General features: G+C 58.1%; 17 protein-coding genes and 1 riboswitch. Of the genes, 8 read left to right on the top strand and 9 right to left on the bottom strand.

Annotated elements, in window-relative coordinates; genetic code table 11:
- Positions 1-19: 19 nt before the first annotated feature.
- The 7 genes from FZF01_RS09530 to tkt form a co-directional block, all read right to left on the bottom strand.
- The gene (locus FZF01_RS09530) at positions 20-1135 is read right to left on the bottom strand and encodes a PQQ-dependent sugar dehydrogenase (protein ID WP_308420832.1); all 1116 of its coding nucleotides are present in this window, start codon (positions 1133-1135) and stop codon (positions 20-22) included.
- 23 nt (positions 1136-1158) lie between these two features.
- Entirely contained in the window at positions 1159-1629 is a 471-nt protein-coding gene (locus FZF01_RS09525; protein ID WP_150277936.1) for a hypothetical protein, read from the bottom strand.
- A gap of 47 nt (positions 1630-1676) precedes the next feature.
- The gene (locus tag FZF01_RS09520; RefSeq protein WP_150277935.1) at positions 1677-1955 is read right to left on the bottom strand and encodes a hypothetical protein; all 279 of its coding nucleotides are present in this window, start codon (positions 1953-1955) and stop codon (positions 1677-1679) included.
- 38 nt (positions 1956-1993) lie between these two features.
- Positions 1994-3058 (bottom strand): class II fructose-bisphosphate aldolase, encoded by a 1065-nt coding sequence (gene fba / locus FZF01_RS09515; protein ID WP_150277934.1) that lies wholly within the window; start codon positions 3056-3058, stop codon positions 1994-1996.
- Positions 3059-3178: 120 nt separating this feature from the next.
- Entirely contained in the window at positions 3179-4354 is a 1176-nt protein-coding gene (locus tag FZF01_RS09510; RefSeq protein ID WP_150277933.1) for a phosphoglycerate kinase, read from the bottom strand.
- Positions 4355-4383: 29 nt separating this feature from the next.
- Positions 4384-5412, bottom strand: a complete 1029-nt coding sequence (epd, locus tag FZF01_RS09505; protein ID WP_150277932.1) for an erythrose-4-phosphate dehydrogenase — start codon at positions 5410-5412, stop codon at positions 4384-4386.
- Positions 5412-7409 (bottom strand): transketolase, encoded by a 1998-nt coding sequence (tkt, locus tag FZF01_RS09500; protein WP_150277931.1) that lies wholly within the window; start codon positions 7407-7409, stop codon positions 5412-5414. Before tkt ends, epd begins: the two co-directional genes overlap by 1 nt.
- A gap of 212 nt (positions 7410-7621) precedes the next feature.
- On the opposite strand from tkt, the gene FZF01_RS09495 reads away from it, so the two are divergent.
- The 6 genes from FZF01_RS09495 to FZF01_RS09470 all read left to right on the top strand — a co-directional run bounded on the left by FZF01_RS09495 (position 7622) and on the right by FZF01_RS09470 (position 14943).
- Positions 7622-8650: an ArsR/SmtB family transcription factor gene (locus FZF01_RS09495; RefSeq protein ID WP_150277930.1), complete on the top strand. Its 1029-nt coding sequence runs from the start codon at positions 7622-7624 to the stop codon at positions 8648-8650.
- Positions 8647-9837, top strand: coding sequence for a methionine adenosyltransferase (gene metK, locus FZF01_RS09490; protein WP_150277929.1), 1191 nt, complete (start codon positions 8647-8649; stop codon positions 9835-9837). The genes FZF01_RS09495 and metK overlap by 4 nt, the downstream gene beginning before the upstream one ends.
- 13 nt (positions 9838-9850) lie before the next feature.
- A riboswitch (S-adenosyl-L-homocysteine riboswitch) is annotated at positions 9851-9945 on the top strand.
- A 21-nt stretch (positions 9946-9966) separates the two neighbouring features.
- Positions 9967-11376, top strand: a complete 1410-nt coding sequence (ahcY, locus tag FZF01_RS09485; protein WP_150277928.1) for an adenosylhomocysteinase — start codon at positions 9967-9969, stop codon at positions 11374-11376.
- Positions 11377-11609: 233 nt separating this feature from the next.
- Positions 11610-12461 (top strand): methylenetetrahydrofolate reductase [NAD(P)H], encoded by an 852-nt coding sequence (gene metF, locus FZF01_RS09480; protein ID WP_150277927.1) that lies wholly within the window; start codon positions 11610-11612, stop codon positions 12459-12461.
- A 34-nt stretch (positions 12462-12495) separates the two neighbouring features.
- Positions 12496-13260, top strand: a complete 765-nt coding sequence (locus FZF01_RS09475) for a substrate-binding periplasmic protein (RefSeq protein ID WP_150277926.1) — start codon at positions 12496-12498, stop codon at positions 13258-13260.
- A gap of 141 nt (positions 13261-13401) precedes the next feature.
- Complete coding sequence (locus FZF01_RS09470; protein WP_150277925.1) at positions 13402-14943, top strand: DEAD/DEAH box helicase; 1542 nt, start codon at positions 13402-13404, stop codon at positions 14941-14943.
- 108 nt (positions 14944-15051) lie between these two features.
- On the opposite strand, the gene FZF01_RS09465 is transcribed toward FZF01_RS09470, so the two are convergent.
- Entirely contained in the window at positions 15052-15291 is a 240-nt protein-coding gene (locus FZF01_RS09465) for a hypothetical protein (protein ID WP_150277924.1), read from the bottom strand.
- Positions 15292-15469: 178 nt separating this feature from the next.
- Here FZF01_RS09465 and FZF01_RS19410 point away from each other — a divergent pair, with 178 nt between their 5' ends.
- Together FZF01_RS19410 and FZF01_RS09460 are read left to right on the top strand one after the other, a co-directional pair.
- The gene (locus tag FZF01_RS19410) at positions 15470-15613 is read left to right on the top strand and encodes a hypothetical protein (RefSeq protein ID WP_188434464.1); all 144 of its coding nucleotides are present in this window, start codon (positions 15470-15472) and stop codon (positions 15611-15613) included.
- Positions 15607-16380, top strand: a complete 774-nt coding sequence (locus FZF01_RS09460) for a universal stress protein (protein WP_150277923.1) — start codon at positions 15607-15609, stop codon at positions 16378-16380. The genes FZF01_RS19410 and FZF01_RS09460 overlap by 7 nt, the downstream gene beginning before the upstream one ends.
- Before the next feature lie 13 nt (positions 16381-16393).
- Here the strand turns inward: FZF01_RS09460 and FZF01_RS09455 are convergent, their stop codons facing one another.
- Complete coding sequence (locus FZF01_RS09455; protein ID WP_150277922.1) at positions 16394-17578, bottom strand: CaiB/BaiF CoA transferase family protein; 1185 nt, start codon at positions 17576-17578, stop codon at positions 16394-16396.
- Positions 17579-17610: the final 32 nt, after the last annotated feature.

The following is a 17610-nucleotide window of genomic DNA, read 5'->3' as shown; positions in this document are numbered from 1 at the left end:
GAGCCACTGTACATCTGAATCACTGCGCCGAAACAGCCCCCGGAACGACACGCAGAACCTGGCCAGCCGCGGCGTCAGTAAGTAGATACAGCGCGCCGTCCGGGCCGGTACGAACGTCACGGAAGCGGCTGCCCAATTCATCGAACAGTGTCTCCTGAGCCATCACTTCATTACCGTCCAACTCGACTCTGCGGACGTTCCGCGCTGCCAGCGTCGAGATCATCAGGCTATCCTTCCAGGCAGGAAATTGCTCGCCTCGATAGAGTGTCATACCCGATGGAGCAATCGAGGGTGTCCATTGCAACATCGGCTGCTCGAGCCCCGGCAAAGAGGTATAGGGGCTGATGGTGGAACCGTTGTAATCCACACCAAAAGTAATCTTGGGCCAGCCATAATTATTGCCTGGCTCGATCAGATTCAGCTCGTCGCCGCCGCGCGGGCCATGCTCATGGGCAAGGACTCGATCATTCTGCGCATCATATACAATCGCCTGCACATTGCGATGGCCGATGCTGTAGAGCTCCGGCAACGCATCACCCCCACCTGCAAAGGGGTTATCTTCGGGCACCGAGCCGTCACGGTTCAAGCGTACGATCGAACCTATGTGACTGCTCGTTTTTTGCGCTTCTTCGCGATAATCAAAACCATCGCCCAGGGTCAGCAGCAGGGTGTTGTCCGGCAAAAAAGCCACGCGCCCGCCGTAGTGGGCGCTGCCCGTCTTGGCAGGCTGTACACGGAAAATCTCATCCACGTCCTGCAGACCAGCCTCGGAGAAGGTGGCACTGCTCAGACACGTATGGTTGGCTTCAAGAGTGCCGCAGGCATAACTGAGGAAGATGCGCTTGTTGTTCGCATAATCGGGGTCCAATGCGACTTCAAACAGCCCAGCCTGGCCACTGACAAAAGCTTCGGGAACACCCTCGATTGCTGCGTCCTGCAATTCTCCCTGGGCATTGATATGCCGCAGACGGCCGGGCCGTTCGGTCACCAACATCCCGCCATCGGGTAGGAATGCCAGGGACCAGGGAAACTCAAGCCCCTCGGCTACGGTTTCAATCTGGTAGTCGACTGCCTGTGCAGCGCCGGCAAAAGCCATCGCCACGGTCGCAGTCAATAACATGCTCTTGCTCTTCATGCTCAAATCTCCCATGGAAGGTGTCAACCCAGAACGCGCAAACCGCGTCGGGCCGGTGGACGAGTGAACCTTCCGAACAGCCAGCTACCAACACCTACCGATGCCGCGACGATCAGCAGGCCCGGAGTTTCACGCGTGGCCGCGATAAAAGTCGGCATCGGCAGGACGTAGTTGGCAACCAGGCACGCCACCCATATGCCCACCCCGCCAGCGAGAAAAAACAATAGCCAGCGCCAGGGTTTGAAGATCTTTCCGAGGCCATGGGCCGCTGGTAACGCCACAATAAAGGCCGCTGCTACCATCGCACCAAAAAAGGGCGTGAAGCCACCTAGGTCGCGCAAGGTGACTGTCAATCGCTCCGACCAGGGTATCGAAACCCCCAGCTGCTGGAGCTCCCAAAGGTTGATCTGGGTTTGTGCGATAGTCCCCAGAGCGGTAGCCACCAACACACTAACGAAAAAGAAAAAAACTACCCGCAAGATCGTCAATAACATCGATCGTGTTCCTGTTCTTGTTGTGCAGGCCCGGCGCCGCTCTGTTGTTAATCAGTAGTTTCAGGCAGCTCGGGCAGGTTACGCAAAGCCTGCTCGTAAGCAGACATGTCAAAGGGTGCGTCGTTATCGAGCATGACTCCGATACTGTGGGCCAGTACGCTGGCCATCAGCTCAATGCTCTCCTCTCGCGCATAACCCACCAGCGTGAGCTTGTTAAGGGTAGCCTGAGCAGAGGGTGGCTGGTCGGCTGCAAGCTGATTCTCAACCGCCTCAACCAGGCGCTCCCGGGCAAAAATTTCATCTGGCTCTTCTTCAGGGGCTCGCATGGTTACTCCTTGCAGCAGACACTACCCAGTAGACGGATTTAGTTGATCTTCGGATCCAGCTCACCGGTCGCATAACGTTGATACATGACCTCCAGGCTCACTGGTTTGATCTTCGATGCATTGCCTGCGGCGCCAAACGCCTCATAGCGGGCGATGCATACATCACGCATGGCCTTGACGGTTTCTGCAAAGAATTTGCGTGGATCGAATTCGCTCGGATTCTGAGCCATATGTCGACGCATTGCACCAGTGGACGCCAACCGAAGGTCAGTATCGATGTTCACCTTGCGCACACCATGCTTGATACCTTCAACGATTTCCTCGACCGGAACCCCGTAGGTTTCCTTGATGTCGCCACCATACTGATTGATGATCGCCAGCCACTCCTGTGGGACCGAAGAAGAGCCGTGCATGACCAGATGAGTATCGGGAATGCGCGCGTGGATCGCCTTGATCTGGTCGATTGCCAGGGTGTCACCGGTGGGCGGCTTGGTGAACTTGTAGGCACCATGACTGGTACCGATCGCAATAGCCAACGCGTCAACGTGAGTGCGCTTGACGAAATCAGCCGCCTCTTCCGGGTCGGTCAGCATCTGGCTGTGATCCAGAATACCGGTCGCGCCAATGCCATCCTCCTCACCAGCCTGCCCCGTCTCCAGGCTACCCAGACAACCGAGTTCGCCTTCCACTGATACCCCACAGGCGTGAGCCATTTCGACCGTACGGCGCGTCACATCGACGTTGTAATCATAGTCAGTCGGATTCTTGCCCAGCTCACACAGCGAGCCGTCCATCATCACTGAGGAAAAACCCAGCTGAATGGAGCGCTGACAGATTGCCGGCGTGGTGCCATGGTCCTGGTGCATCACAACAGGGATGTGCGGGAATTCTTCGATAGCCGCCAGAATCAGGTGACGCAGAAACGGCGCACCAGCGTATTTGCGGGCACCGGCTGAAGCCTGGACAATGACCGGTGAATCGGTCTTGTCGGCCGCTTCCATGATTGCGCGCATCTGTTCGAGGTTGTTGATATTGAAAGCGGGCACTCCATAGCCGTACTCGGCCGCGTGATCCAGCATCTGGCGCATACTGATAAGAGCCATGAATGTTCTCCTGAACTAAATCGTGCAAATGTTGAATATTAGCCTGCCGCACCACGCGGATGGCTGCAAGTTGTCAGCAGCGCTGGACTGGGAACAGTCCGCGCTGCGGGTGTCTTTAGATTAAAAGTCAGTCGCGCTTCGGGCAGCTTCTTCGAGTACCTGAACTGCAGGCAGTACCTTACCCTCGACAAACTCCAGGAAGGCACCGCCACCGGTAGAAATATAGGATATGCGGTCGGCCACGCCGTATTTGTCGATGGCTGCCAGGGTGTCTCCACCGCCGGCAATGGAAAAGGCCGGGCTTTCGGCAATCGCCAACGCCAGGGCACGAGTGCCTTCGCCAAACTGATCGAACTCGAATACGCCCACCGGGCCATTCCAGAGGATAGTCCCGGCAGATTTCAGTAGTTCGGCGAAGTGCCTGGCCGTTTGCGGGCCAATATCGAGAATCATGTCATCATCGGCCACATCGTCAACCAGCTTGACGGTCGCCTCGGCATCCTCGGCGAACGCCTTGGCCACCACCACGTCGGTCGGCAAAGGCACGCTGACGCGTTTTGCTATATCCCGGGCGGTGTCCAGAAGATCCGCCTCATGCAGTGATTTACCGACCGGATAACCGGCAGCAGCCAGAAAGGTATTGGCGATACCGCCACCGACAATCAACTGATCACATTTTTCCGACAGGGCGTTGAGCACGTCCAGCTTGGTCGAGACCTTGGAGCCGGCAACGATCGCCGCCATCGGCCGGGCCGGCTCTTTAAGGGCCTTGCCCAGCGCGTCCAGCTCGGCTGCAAGCAGCGGGCCTGCGCAGGCCACGCGGGCAAACTTGGCGACGCCATGGGTCGACCCCTGGGCGCGGTGCGCGGTGCCAAAGGCATCCATGACGAAAATATCGCATAGCGCAGCATATTGCTGCGCCAGCTCATCGTCATTCTTCTTCTCGCCGCGGTTGAAACGCACATTCTCGAGCAGAACGACCTGGCCCGGCTCTACTTCGACGCCAGCCAGATAATCGGTGACTAGCGGTACGTCGCGGCTCAGGGCCTTGGATAGGTAAGCCGCCACCGGCGCCAGGCTGTCGGCTTCAGTGAACACACCCTCCTCGGGACGCCCCAGGTGTGAACAGATCATCACTGCAGCGCCCTTGTCCAGAGCCTGTCTGATTGTTGGTAGTGCCGCCAGGATGCGCGCGTCACTTTGCACTTTGCCATCCTTGACCGGCACATTGAGATCCTCGCGAATTAACACCCGCTGACCTTTGAGATCCAGCTCGCCCATCGTCAATACGCTCATTACCGACTCCTTGATTTAAAAGACAATATTCACTTTCTCAGCCAGTAGCCGGCCACATCGATCATCCTGTTGGCAAAGCCCCATTCGTTGTCGAACCAAATCAACAGGTTAACCATCCGTGGACCGGAAACACGCGTCTGACTCCCATCCACAATCGCCGAGTGGGGGTCATGATTAAAGTCGCAACTGGCATGGGGCAGCTCGGTATAGTCAAGCAGCCCACGATAGGTGCCCCGGGCAGCGCCCTCGAGCAGACGATTGATCTCCTCCGCAGAAGTATCACGTCGAGTTTGCAGCGTGATGTCCAGCGCCGACACATTGACCGTGGGCACACGTATCGCTTTGGCCTGGATCCGGCCCGACAGTTCCGGCAATAGTCGTTCAATGCCACGGGCTAGGCCGGTGGAAACCGGGATCATCGACTGAAATGCAGAGCGAGTGCGACGCAGGTCATCATGGTGATAGGCGTCAATGACCGGCTGATCGTTCATCGCCGAGTGGATAGTGGTGATCGACACAAAATCCAGACCTATCTCTTCATCGAGCAGCTTCAGAACCGGCACACTGCAGTTGGTGGTGCAGGATGCGTTTGAAACCAGTCGCGCGTTGTCGTCCAGTTGATCCTGGTTGACCCCAAACACAATGGTGGCGTCAACAGCTTCGGCGTTGACCATGGGCTGGGAGAACAGTACGCGAGGAATGCCTGCATGGGTAAAGCGCAGCGCTTGATCGCGGGTCGTATACTGCCCGGAACATTCCAGCAGCATGTCGATATCCAGTGCACGCCAGTCAACACCCTCAGGCTCGGACTGGCGTAACACCTGGATAGACTGATTATCTACCTGCAAGTGCTGACCCTCGAACGACACCGCTCCCGGAAATCGGCCATGGGTCGAATCGAAACGGGTCAGGTACTCGATACTGGCGTGATCGGCCAGATCATTGAGTGCCACGATCTGCATACCCTCGCCCCCACGCTCATGCAGCGCGCGCAGAACGCAGCGCCCTATCCGGCCGTAACCGTTGATAGCAATGCGAAAGGGCGCGCGCTGTGGCATCACTCCTCGAGCAGCTCATCGGCTGCGGCAAGAATATTGTCTACAGTAAAGCCGAACTCTTCGAACAAGGCCGCAGCCGGAGCCGATTCACCAAAGCTGTTCATGCCGATGACCCGACCGTCCAGACCCACATACTTGTACCAGAAGTCGGCGTGACCAGCTTCAATCGCGATACGTGCCCCTACTTCCAGGGGCAACACCGCCTGACGGTACTCGGCGTCCTGCTGGTCGAATACGCTGGTACAGGGCATGGAAACCACACGTACCCGATAACCCTGCTCGGTCAGCTTGGCATGGGCCTGCATGGCCAGGCCGACTTCAGAACCGGTGGCAATCAGAATCAATTGCGGCTCACCCTCGCAGGCCTTGAGTACATAACCACCGCGGGCGATTGCTGCCTCGGTTTCATTGTCACGTAATTGATGCGGCAGATTCTGACGCGAAAAAATCAGGGCGCTTGGGCCACCCTTGCGCTCGATCGAGCATTTCCAGGCCACGGCCGCCTCGACGGTATCGGCCGGACGCCAGGTGTCGAGGTTTGGCGTGGTGCGCAGACTGGTTAGCTGCTCGACCGGCTGGTGCGTCGGACCGTCTTCACCCAGACCGATCGAGTCGTGGGTAAATACATAGAGCACCCGGACCTTCATCAGCGCCGACATGCGCACCGCATTGCGCGCGTATTCCATGAACATCAGGAAGGTAGCGCCGTAGGGAATCAGGCCGCCGTGCAGTGCGACACCGTTCATGATCGCGCTCATACCAAATTCGCGCACCCCGTAATACATGTAGTTGCCTGCTGCGTCTTCCTTGCTGACGCCCTTGCAACCTTTCCACAGCGTCAGATTGGAGCCGGCCAGATCTGCAGAGCCGCCCAGCAACTCGGGAAGCAACGGACCAAAGGCGTTCAGGCTGTTCTGACTAGCCTTGCGGCTGGCGATCGACTCACCCTTGTCTGCCACATCACGAATGTATGCCGCGGCTTTCTCGGAGAAATCCTCCGGCAACTCACCGGCCATACGGCGCAGGAATTCGGCGGCGAGTTCCGGGAATTCCGACTGGTAGGCGGCGAAGCGCTGATCCCACTGCTGCTCAGCCTGGCTGCCGGACTGGCGGGCATCCCACTCGGCATAGATGTCCGCGGGAACCTCGAAGGGACCGTGTTTCCAGCCCAGTTTTTCCCGCGTCAGTGCGATTTCGTCTTCACCCAGAGCAGCGCCGTGGGACTCTTCCTTGCCCTGCTTGTTAGGCGAGCCGAAGCCAATGATGGTCTTGCAGCAGATCAGGGTCGGCTTGTCGCTCTTGCGTGCAGTCTCGATCGCAGTCTTGATCTCGTCGGCGTCGTGACCGTTGACGTTGCGAATGACCAGCCAGCCGTAGGACTCGAAGCGCTTGGGTGTGTCGTCGGTAAACCAGCCATGCACTTCGCCGTCGATGGAAATGCCGTTGTCGTCATAAAAGCCGATCAACTTGTTCAAACCCAGGGTGCCGGCCAGCGAGCAGACCTCATGGGAAATGCCTTCCATCAGGCAGCCATCACCCATGAAAACATAGGTGTGGTGATCGACCACGTCATGTCCGGGGCGGTTGAACTGGGCAGCCATGATCTTCTCGGCCAGTGCGAAACCTACCGCATTGGCCAGCCCCTGACCCAGCGGCCCGGTTGTGGTTTCCACACCGGGCGTATAGCCATATTCGGGGTGACCCGGGGTCTTGCTGTGCAGCTTGCGGAAGTTCTTCAGCTCGTCGATCGGCAAGTCATAGCCTGTAAGGTGCAGCAGAGAGTAGATCAACATCGAACCATGGCCGTTGGACAGCACAAATCGATCGCGATCCGCCCACTGGGGATTGATCGGATTGTGCTTCATATAGTCACGCCACAGAACTTCGGCTATGTCAGCCATACCCATGGGCGCACCGGGGTGGCCGCTATTGGCTTTCTGCACTGCATCCATGCTGAGGGCACGAATGGCATTGGCTCGATCACGACGGCTGGGCATGGGTAACTCCTGTGAGGCTGACAGATTGGCTGGCCAGCGGATAATCACCGGCTAGTTGCAAGGCCCGGCATTTTCGCGCAAACAGCGTCGGCGGGCAATGAAAACCCCGAGGTGGATTGATCCGTAGGGCGCCCTTCGGTCGACTCCGCCCTATATCAAACTATTTTGATATAGATCTTGCACGATTCCGGTCGCACCCCTAAACTGCCGGCATGACACAAATTGCGCAGCTTGCGCCGCAACCTCCCAGCCTTACCGATCAACTGGCAGCCTTCTGCAAGGCCACCGGTGATGCTTTGCGTCTGGATATTCTTCGCGCATTGCGCAACGATTCGTTCGGTGTGCTGGAGCTGGCACAAATCTTTGCCATGCGTCAGTCCGGCATGAGCCACCATCTCAAGGTACTTGCCAACGCCGGCCTGGTCAGCACTCGGCGCGAGGGGAACTCGATCTTCTATCGACGCAGCCTGCCTGATGTCTCAAGCCACTGGTCGGGCGTGCATGAAAGGCTGCTTTGCGGCCTGGACGATCTGCCTCTTGGCATCGGCCTGCAGCAGTCAATTGCGGTAATTCATGGCCAGCGGGCAGAGATGTCCCGCCAGTTCTTCGCCCGCTTCGCTGAAGGCACACCCGCGCAGCAGGACCTGATTGCGCACTTCGGCCTCTATCGCGAGCCATTGTTGGCACTGATCGACGGCCTGCGGCTGCCCGCACGGGAACTGGCCATAGAGGTCGGCCCGGGTGAAGGCGGATTCCTGCCGGAACTGGCAACCCGCTTCGACCGGGTAATCGGCATGGATAACGCCGCCTCCATGCTCGACCGCGCGCGTCAACAATGTGCCGAGGCCGGTCTGGACAATGTGGAATGTCTGCTTGCAGACGCATTGGCAGCGCAACCATCACTACCCTTGGCCGATTGCGTGGTGTGCAACATGGTGCTGCATCACATGCCAGCGCCAGCGGAGGCCATGAAGCGCTTCACCCGCCTGCTCAAGCCCGGTGGCAGCCTGATCCTGACCGAGCTGTGCAGCCATGACCAGAGCTGGGTACGCGATACCTGCGGCGATCTCTGGCTCGGCTTCGATCAGGAAGACCTGAGTCACTGGGCAGCTGGCGCCGGCCTGACGGCGGGCGGCAGCCTCTATATAGGGCTGCGCAACGGATTCCAGATACAGGTACAGCAGTATTTCACCCCCGAATTCTCAACAAATGAATTATCAACAGGAAGGATGGCACCATGAGCGATTACTCGTTATTCACCTCCGAATCGGTCTCCGAAGGCCATCCGGACAAGCTGGCTGACCAGATTTCCGATGCCGTGCTCGACGCCATCATCAGCGAAGACAAACACGCGCGCGTTGCCTGTGAAACCATGGTGAAAACCGGTGTCGCCATTGTGGGTGGTGAAGTGACTACCAGCGCCTGGGTCGACCTCGAGGACCTGGTGCGCAACGTGATCAAGGACGTGGGCTATACCTCGTCCGATGTCGGTTACGACGGCGATACCTGCGGCGTAATCAACATCATCGGCAAACAGTCTCCGGATATTGCCCAGGGCGTGGATCGGCAGAAGCCCGAGGATCAAGGCGCGGGCGATCAGGGCCTGATGTTCGGCTATGCCAGCAACGAAACCGACGTACTGATGCCAGCTCCGGTCACCTTCGCCCATCGCCTGGTCGAGCGTCAGTCTGAAATCCGCAAGAATGGCACCCTGCCATGGTTACGCCCGGACGCAAAATCCCAGGTCACCTGCCGCTACGACAATGGCAAGGTGGTGGGCATAGACGCGATCGTGCTATCGACCCAGCACAATCCGGAAATCAGCCTCAACGACCTGCGCGAAGCCGTGATGGAGAACATCATCCGCCATGTGCTCCCGGCCGAATTGCTGCATGCCGACACTCAATATCATATCAACCCGACCGGCAAGTTCGTGATCGGCGGCCCGGTGGGCGATTGCGGCCTTACCGGCCGGAAAATCATCGTCGACACCTACGGCGGCATGGCGCGCCACGGTGGCGGCGCATTTTCCGGCAAGGATCCGTCCAAGGTTGACCGCAGTGCCGCCTATGCCGGCCGCTATGTGGCCAAGAACATTGTCGCCGCCGGCCTGGCCGAGCGCTGTGAAATCCAGGTTTCCTACGCAATCGGCGTAGCCCAGCCGACATCGATGTCGATCAACACCTTTGGCACTGGCAAGATCAGCGATGACAAGATCATCAAGCTGGTGCGCGAGCACTTCGACCTGCGCCCCTATGCCATTACGCGCATGCTCGATCTTTTGCATCCGATGTACCGGGCAACCGCGGCTTACGGTCACTTTGGCCGCACGCCAGAGGAAGTCACCGTGAATGGCGATACCTTCATTACTTTCCCCTGGGAAAAAACCGACCGCGCCGAGGCCCTGAAAGCCGACGCCGGATTGTAAACAGATTCTGACCCCATCCGAGGGGCGCTGCAGCGACCAGGCAACTTACTGCCAACAGGTCGTCAGGCTCGGATGGTGTCACTAAACACGTAACCGCGCCCATTCGCTAACTACGAATGGAGTAATCGCATGAGTGCTGTAATCAAACCCGCCGGTTTCAACGACTATAAAGTTGCCGACATCAATCTGGCTGACTACGGTCGCCGTGAAATCATCATCGCTGAATCGGAAATGCCTGCGCTGATGGCCATGCGCCGCAAATACAAGGCCGAGCAACCACTCAAGGGTGCCAGGATCATTGGCTGCATCCACATGACCATTCAGACCGCCGTACTGATCGAAACCCTGATCGAGCTTGGCGCTGAAGTCCGCTGGTCATCCTGCAACATTTTCTCTACCCAGGATCACGCTGCCGCAGCCATAGCCGCCGCGGGTATTCCGGTGTTTGCCTGGAAAGGCGAAACCGAAGACGAGTACGAGTGGTGCATCGAGCAAACCATCCTGCACGGTGGCAAGCCATGGGACGCCAACATGGTACTGGACGATGGCGGCGACCTGACCGGCATCCTGCATGACAAGTACCCGCAAATGCTCGACAAGATTCACGGCGTCACCGAAGAGACCACCACTGGCGTACATCGCCTGCTGGAGATGCTCAAGAAAGGCACGCTGAAGATCCCGGCAATCAACGTTAACGACTCGGTGACCAAGAGCAAGAACGACAACAAATACGGCTGCCGTCATAGCCTCAACGACGCCATCAAGCGGGCCACCGACCACCTGCTGTCCGGTAAGCAGGCACTGGTTATCGGCTATGGCGATGTGGGCAAGGGTTCGGCCCAGTCCCTGCGTCAGGAAGGCATGATCGTCAAGGTTACTGAAGTCGATCCCATCTGTGCGATGCAGGCCTGCATGGACGGCTTCGAGCTGGTTTCACCGTTCAATGACGGCATCAACGACGGCACTCCCGCTTGCATCAACACCGCGGTGCTCGGACGCACCGACCTGCTGGTAACCACCACCGGTAACGTCAACGTGTGTGATGCCAACATGCTCAACGCCCTCAAGAAGCGCGCCATCGTCTGCAACATCGGCCACTTCGACAATGAAATCGACACCGCCTACACCCGCGCCAACTGGCACTGGGAAGAGGTCAAGCCGCAGGTACACAAGCTGCACCGCACCGGCAAGGACAACTTCGATGCGGCCAACGATGACTACCTGATCCTGCTGGCCGAAGGTCGTCTGGTCAACCTGGGCAACGCCACCGGCCACCCAAGCCGAATCATGGATGGCTCTTTCGCCAACCAGGTGCTGGCCCAGATCCACCTGTTTGGTCAGGGTTATGCCAAACTGTCGACCGAACAGAAAGCCGAACTGCTCCGCGTAGAAGTGCTGCCCAAGAAACTGGACGAAGAAGTCGCGCTGGAAATGGTCAAGGGCTTCGGTGGCGTGATTACCAAATTGACCAGCAAGCAAGCCGACTACATCGGCGTCGCTGTTGAAGGACCTTTCAAGCCGGAAGACTATCGTTATTAAACGAAGCGGCAAGCGGTAAGCTACAAGCGGCAAGTGGAGGGTGCAGCCAGCACCCTCTACTTTTAGTTGAAAGCTGAAAGCTGAACGGTGTGGGTTTTGTCTCCTGCCCGACAAGCACTTGTTAGTGCCTGACGGTAAACAGTGCCTCAACTCGGATCACTTCAAGCTTTCAGCCTTCAGCCTTCAGCCAACAACCATTCAAAAAAGCCCACATCAATAAGGGCAGGAACGACATGACACATACTACAAGCAAGGCTCCGGTCAGCTTCGAGTTCTTCCCGACCAAGACCGAGGCCGGGCACCAGAAGCTGATCGCTGCCGGAAAAGTGCTGGCTGCTGAAAATCCCGAGTTCTTTTCGGTGACCTACGGTGCGGGCGGATCGACCCGCGATGGCACCTTGAAGACCGTATTGCAACTTGACCAGGAGGTCCAGGTACCCACCGCACCGCATTTATCCTGCGTCGGCGACAGCAAGGAAGACCTGCGCAACCTGCTGAACCTGTACCGGGAGTCCGGCATCAAGCGTATCGTCGCGCTTCGCGGCGATCTACCCTCAGGCATGGGGCAAGCCTCCGGCGAGTTGCGATATGCCAACGAGCTGGTGGAATTCATCCGCAATGAAACCGGTGATCACTTCCACATTGAAGTGGCCGCCTATCCCGAAGCTCACCCCCAGGCTCGACATTTTGAGGCGGACCTTGAGAACTTTATCCGCAAGGCCAAATCGGGCGCCAATAGCGCCATCACCCAGTACTTCTTCACCGCTGACTGCTACTTTCATTTTGTTGAGCGGGTACGCAAGGCTGGGGTAGACATACCCATAGTGCCGGGCATTATGCCGATCACCAATTACAGCAAGCTGGCACGATTCTCCGACGCCTGTGGCGCAGAAATCCCCCGCTGGATACGCAAACAGCTGGAATCCTACGGTGATGACAGTGAGAGCATCGCAGCTTTTGGGAACGAAGTAATAACCCAGTTATGCCAACGGCTAATTGACGGCGGAGCACCAAGTCTGCACTTTTATACTCTCAATCAGGCTGAACCCAGCCTTGCCGTGTGGCGGAATCTGCGCGGGAGCTGAGCCGAAGCTCGCCCGTCAAGGAGTGCTGCCAGTGATGAAGCTGCAAATATGTCTATTTCTCGCGTCATTAACGACGATGAGCGTAGCGTGGGCGGAATCCCTGCGCATAGTCACTGAAGAGTGGCCTCCTTTCGTATACGTCGAAGACGGCATTATCAAAGGTGCTGACAAGGAAATTACCGAGCACCTGCTAGCTCAACTTGGCTATCAGGTGGAATGGGAGCTCAAACCATGGCGGCGAGTCTTGCAGGACGTAGAGAAAGGCACAGCCGATGCCGTACTGGATATTGCTCCTCACCCGGATTATCTGGCCAGGTTCCTGTTCACCAGCGAGCCACTGTCCAGTCATGAGACGGTACTCTTCCATGACAGTCGCCGACCCTTCGCGTTCGACAGTCTCAATGATCTGACGGGGCTGGTTATCGGCGTATCCCCCGGGTACCTCTACAACAACGATGACTTCATTGCTTCAGATACCTTTTTTCGCGAGCCCGCCCCCAGCTTTGCTGCCAACTTCCAGAAGCTGTTACGAGGCCGGGTAGACATGGTTGCAATGAGCCGCCCGGTCGGGCTCTACACTAGCAGCATCCTGGGCATCACTGAACAGGTCGGCTACCATCCACTACCCTTGAGTCAAAGTAATTTCTACCTGGCTTTCCACCAGGCGCCCCGATGGCAGGAGCCAGCCCAGGCATTCTCCCAGGCCCTTAGAGCTTTCAAGCACACCGAAGAGTATGAACAAATCCTGCAAAGGTATCGTCTGGCAGTAAACGACGGCACTCTTACCCTGACACACTGAAGGCGTGTGCCGCAAAACCGCGGTTCGAGGTTTTAGCTGCAGTTCAGTCCGGTTTCTGCTAGACTCTCGCTCCTTCAATTTTTTCATCATCGGCCGCACGGGCAAATCAGCTCCGCAAACGGCCATCACAGGAATATCTGAATGTCCTTTGCTACTCTCGGCTTGTCCGACGTGCTAGTGCGCGCCGTTGCAGCCACTGGTTATACCAAACCAACCCCCGTACAGGCCCAGGCCATCCCCGCAGTGCTCGAAGGTCGCGACCTGATGGTTGCCGCCCAGACAGGTACCGGCAAGACAGCAGGCTTTGCACTGCCGATTATCGAGAAACTGTACCCGGGCGGCCAGGCTGACGCAGCCCAGCGTCGCGCGCCGAAACAGGTTCGCGTACTGGTTCTGACCCCCACGCGCGAACTCGCGGCCCAGGTGCACGAAAGCTTTCGTACCTACGGCGGCGAGCTGCCAATGAAAACGGCTTGTGTATTCGGCGGTGTAGGCGCCAATCCCCAGATGAAGGCTATCGCACCGGGTCTGGACGTACTGGTAGCCTGCCCCGGCCGCTTGCTCGATCTAGTCGGGCAGCGCGCAGTGGATCTGTCCAAGGTCGAAATCCTGGTACTGGACGAAGCGGACCGCATGCTCGACATGGGTTTTGTGCACGACGTGAAGAAGGTCATTGCCAAACTGCCAACTCAGCGTCAAAGCCTGCTGTTCTCGGCCACCTTCTCCAAGGACATTACCGACCTGGCGAACAAACTGCTGAACAACCCGGCCCGCATTCAGGTAACGCCGCCCAACACGACAGTCGAGCGCATTTCGCAGACCGTGTACCGCGTACCGGCAGGTCACAAGCGCGCGCTGGTTGCGCACCTGATTACCATGGGTGCCTGGGAGCAGGTCCTGGTATTCACCCGCACCAAGCATGGCGCCAACCGCCTGGCCGAGTACCTGGACAAGAACGGTCTGCCAGCCGCAGCTATCCACGGCAACAAGAGCCAGAGCGCCCGCACCAAGGCACTGGCCGATTTCAAGGCGAACAAGCTGCGTATTCTGGTCGCAACCGATATCGCCGCCCGCGGCCTGGATATCGATCAGTTGCCACATGTGGTCAACTTCGAACTGCCAAACGTCTCGGAAGACTATGTACACCGGATCGGTCGTACCGGCCGTGCCGGCCGTAGCGGCGGCGCAGTATCACTGGTCAGCCCTGACGAAGAGAAGCTTCTGCGCGATATCGAGCGGATGACCAAGCAGAAAATCGAGGAAGGCAGCCTGGAAGGTTTCGAGCCGCCAGCCCAGAGCGAGATGAACAGCGACCGCCCGGAGCGCGCCCGTGGCGCCCCTTCCAGCGGCCGGGGCCAACGTCCGGCCGGTGGCGCAGCCCGGACTCAACAGACCCGGGGCGACAAGCCGCGGAGTGACAAGCCGCGTGGCGACCAACCCCGTAGCGATAAACCCCGCAGCGAAAAGCCGCGTAGCGACCGCCCCCGCACTGATCGGCCGCGCAGCAATCAGCCACCCCGTGCCGCCCGCCCTAACAGCGAACCACAGGACAGCGTGAGCGAAGAGCGCCGTCACCAGGCTCTGGGCAACCGGATGGCACCAAGCACACCGGCATCCGATGCGCCGCGCAAACCTGCAGGCAATCGCCCTCAGCGTGAGAAGCCGGCGCTGTTTGGCCGCTAGATCTGTATTTGCAACACAAAAAAGCGGGCCTGAGATCAGGCCCGCTTTTTAGTTTCTGACAGACAATGTGTACTCACCCAGCCAGCAGATCTGTAGAACTTCACTACCTCAGCCTTCGAGCAGCTCCATGGCCTGACCAAGCACCTCGACCGATTGGCCATGCTTTCCTGCTTCATGCAGCTCCTGTCCCTCGGCACGCAGACTCTGAACCTGTTCGAGAACCGCAGGGTCGGAGGGCGGATTGCTCTGCAACTGGGCATCGATCTTGGCCATATCCGCGGGACAATGCATCGCAAACAACGGCGTGCTGATCACCGCAGCCGCAAAAAACAGCGTTAAACGCTTCATATCTGGCTCCTCATTCATTATGGATACAGGTTCCAACCACTGCAGTATAGCTCCACTATCGGGAGCGCCAGCCTACCGACGCACCCCGTTACAGACCCATGAAGGTCGACGCAACCTGGCTGGCAACCGCCCCACGGACTATAGTCTCAGAAAGCCCCTAACGACAGGGAGTCCCCGCATGAAGCATCGTACCCGGCTGAGCAGCATGGTTACATTGCCCTGCCTGATCTCGTCTACAGCCGATATTCATTCCCAAGAACCTGAACCAGAACTGCTGCGCCGTGGCCCGATAGCCCTGATCAAAGGAGTTTTTCCATGCTGAAACACTGTCTGTTGAGCGTAGATTATTCCGAAGGCTGGGAGAGAACCCTGGATCATCTTCCTGTGATTGCCAAACTACTCGGTCTGACCCGGGTAACCCTGGTCCATGTAATTGAGACCCACAAACGCCAGCACATCGAAGACAGCGATGGTGCAATCGAAGGACGACTGAAAAACCTTGCCGAGCAAATATCCAATGACTCGGGCATGTCTGTGGATTATCGGCTACACCACGGCTTCCCGGCATCGGAGCTACTGAATGCGGCACGGAAAGTGGGAGCCGATGTGGTGGTGGCCCTCAACCGAAGCCATTCGTCCGGCCGCGATCTGTTTCGCGGCAACATTGCATTGAATCTGGCGCGGATGACGCGAATCCCCCTGTTGATCTTGCCTATGGACAGCAAGGTAGCCGAGCCTGACGGCGGCATAATGCTCGCAACAGATGGCTCAAACTCCGGGCAGCATGCCGAGAGGTTTTTCCGGGAGTTAATGGGCAGGGGTAACCAGGGACTGGTCGTTTGGGTAGACGAAGGCGACAACGATGCCAACAGCTTGCTCGATGGCCTCTGCAGCGATCACAGCAACGTCTCGGTGCAGCGTCTCAAGGGAACGCCTGGCAAGGAAGTGGCGAAGGCCGCTCAACGTGAAGAAGTTACCCTACTCCTCATGGGCAAGCGCGGCGCCACACCCATCAACGAACTGCCGCTAGGCAGCGTTGCCGAATACGTTGCCCGTGAGAGCCACAATCCGGTCATGCTTATACCCTGATCAGCCTGCCACCCTAATCGGCGCTGCCAAGCCAGTCACGCCGCACTTGCGCGGCGTGCTGATCAAGCAAAGGCGGCGCCGAGCGATACCGCACAGGAGTGCGCGACAGTCTTATGGGATTGGCAACCAGATCAACCTGTCCGGATAGCGCATGATCCATCGTAATCCTTAACCCACGGGCACGGACTTGAGGATCTTCAAAAACCTGTTGCAGATTATTGATCGGTCCGCAGGGCACACCCGCAGCGCCGAGGTCAGCCATCCACTGCTCTGTGGAGCGAAATACGGTTACCTGTCGAATCAGCGGAATCAGAATCTTGCGATTACCTACCCGCTGGGCGTTTGTCGCAAAGCGCGAATCATCCGCCCATTCCGGATACCCCGCTACCTCACAGAAGCGCCGGAACTGACCATCATTGCCCACAGTGAGTATGAAGTCGCCATCAGCACTGGGGAAATCCTGATAAGGCACAATATTGGGGTGGGCATTACCCATGCGAGCTGGCGCCTGCCCGGTTGTCAGGTAGTTGAGACTCTGGTTGGCCATACAGGCTACCTGAACGTCAAGCAACGCCAGGTCGATATGCTGACCCAAACCGCTTCGCTCGCGCTCTGCCAGTGCCGCGAGCACTGCATTGCTCGCATAGAGACCGGTCAGAATATCGGTAACGGCCACACCCACCTTGACTGGCCCCGCACCGGGCTCGTCATCGGCGCGCCCCGTCACGCTCATCAATCCACCTATCGCCTGGATCATGAAGTCATATCCAGCTCGTTCGGCGTAGGGACCGTTCTGCCCAAAACCGGTGATCGAGCAATAGATCAGCCGCGGATTGAGCGCCTTCAGGCTCGCATAATCCAGGCCATAGGCTGCCAAGCCGCCTACCTTGAAGTTCTCGATTAACACATCAGCCTCAGCAACGAGCTGCCGTATGGTTTCCTGACCGGCAGGCTGGGTGAAATCGATTGCCATCGAACGCTTGTTGCGATTGGCACACAGAAAATACGCTGCCTCGGATGTATCCCGCCCCTCTGTATCCTGAAGGTAGGGCGGTCCCCAGGCTCGGGTATCATCCCCAGATCCAGGCCGCTCGATCTTGACCACATCTGCGCCCAGATCAGCCAGCAGCTGCCCAGCCCATGGGCCAGCAAGAACGCGGGAGAGGTCGAGGACACGCAGGCCAGACAATGCGCTCATGCGTGCAGTCCTCGGTTTAAGCCCCGAGCTGC

Source organism: Halopseudomonas salina (genome assembly GCF_008641105.1).
This window is presented reverse-complemented; position numbering and strand designations above follow the sequence as displayed.

What these genes read in the sequence shown, in the direction of transcription:
- FZF01_RS09530 (WP_308420832.1), bottom strand. Translation starts at nt 1,135, where the DNA reads ATGAAGAGCAAGAGCATGTTATTGACTGCGACCGTGGCGATGGCTTTT.
- FZF01_RS09525 (WP_150277936.1), bottom strand. Translation starts at nt 1,629, where the DNA reads ATGTTATTGACGATCTTGCGGGTAGTTTTTTTCTTTTTCGTTAGTGTG.
- FZF01_RS09520 (WP_150277935.1), bottom strand. Translation starts at nt 1,955, where the DNA reads ATGCGAGCCCCTGAAGAAGAGCCAGATGAAATTTTTGCCCGGGAGCGC.
- fba (WP_150277934.1), bottom strand. Translation starts at nt 3,058, where the DNA reads ATGGCTCTTATCAGTATGCGCCAGATGCTGGATCACGCGGCCGAGTAC.
- FZF01_RS09510 (WP_150277933.1), bottom strand. Translation starts at nt 4,354, where the DNA reads ATGAGCGTATTGACGATGGGCGAGCTGGATCTCAAAGGTCAGCGGGTG.
- epd (WP_150277932.1), bottom strand. Translation starts at nt 5,412, where the DNA reads ATGCCACAGCGCGCGCCCTTTCGCATTGCTATCAACGGTTACGGCCGG.
- tkt (WP_150277931.1), bottom strand. Translation starts at nt 7,409, where the DNA reads ATGCCCAGCCGTCGTGATCGAGCCAATGCCATTCGTGCCCTCAGCATG.
- FZF01_RS09495 (WP_150277930.1), top strand. Translation starts at nt 7,622, where the DNA reads ATGACACAAATTGCGCAGCTTGCGCCGCAACCTCCCAGCCTTACCGAT.
- metK (WP_150277929.1), top strand. Translation starts at nt 8,647, where the DNA reads ATGAGCGATTACTCGTTATTCACCTCCGAATCGGTCTCCGAAGGCCAT.
- ahcY (WP_150277928.1), top strand. Translation starts at nt 9,967, where the DNA reads ATGAGTGCTGTAATCAAACCCGCCGGTTTCAACGACTATAAAGTTGCC.
- metF (WP_150277927.1), top strand. Translation starts at nt 11,610, where the DNA reads ATGACACATACTACAAGCAAGGCTCCGGTCAGCTTCGAGTTCTTCCCG.
- FZF01_RS09475 (WP_150277926.1), top strand. Translation starts at nt 12,496, where the DNA reads ATGAAGCTGCAAATATGTCTATTTCTCGCGTCATTAACGACGATGAGC.
- FZF01_RS09470 (WP_150277925.1), top strand. Translation starts at nt 13,402, where the DNA reads ATGTCCTTTGCTACTCTCGGCTTGTCCGACGTGCTAGTGCGCGCCGTT.
- FZF01_RS09465 (WP_150277924.1), bottom strand. Translation starts at nt 15,291, where the DNA reads ATGAAGCGTTTAACGCTGTTTTTTGCGGCTGCGGTGATCAGCACGCCG.
- FZF01_RS19410 (WP_188434464.1), top strand. Translation starts at nt 15,470, where the DNA reads ATGAAGCATCGTACCCGGCTGAGCAGCATGGTTACATTGCCCTGCCTG.
- FZF01_RS09460 (WP_150277923.1), top strand. Translation starts at nt 15,607, where the DNA reads ATGCTGAAACACTGTCTGTTGAGCGTAGATTATTCCGAAGGCTGGGAG.
- FZF01_RS09455 (WP_150277922.1), bottom strand. Translation starts at nt 17,578, where the DNA reads ATGAGCGCATTGTCTGGCCTGCGTGTCCTCGACCTCTCCCGCGTTCTT.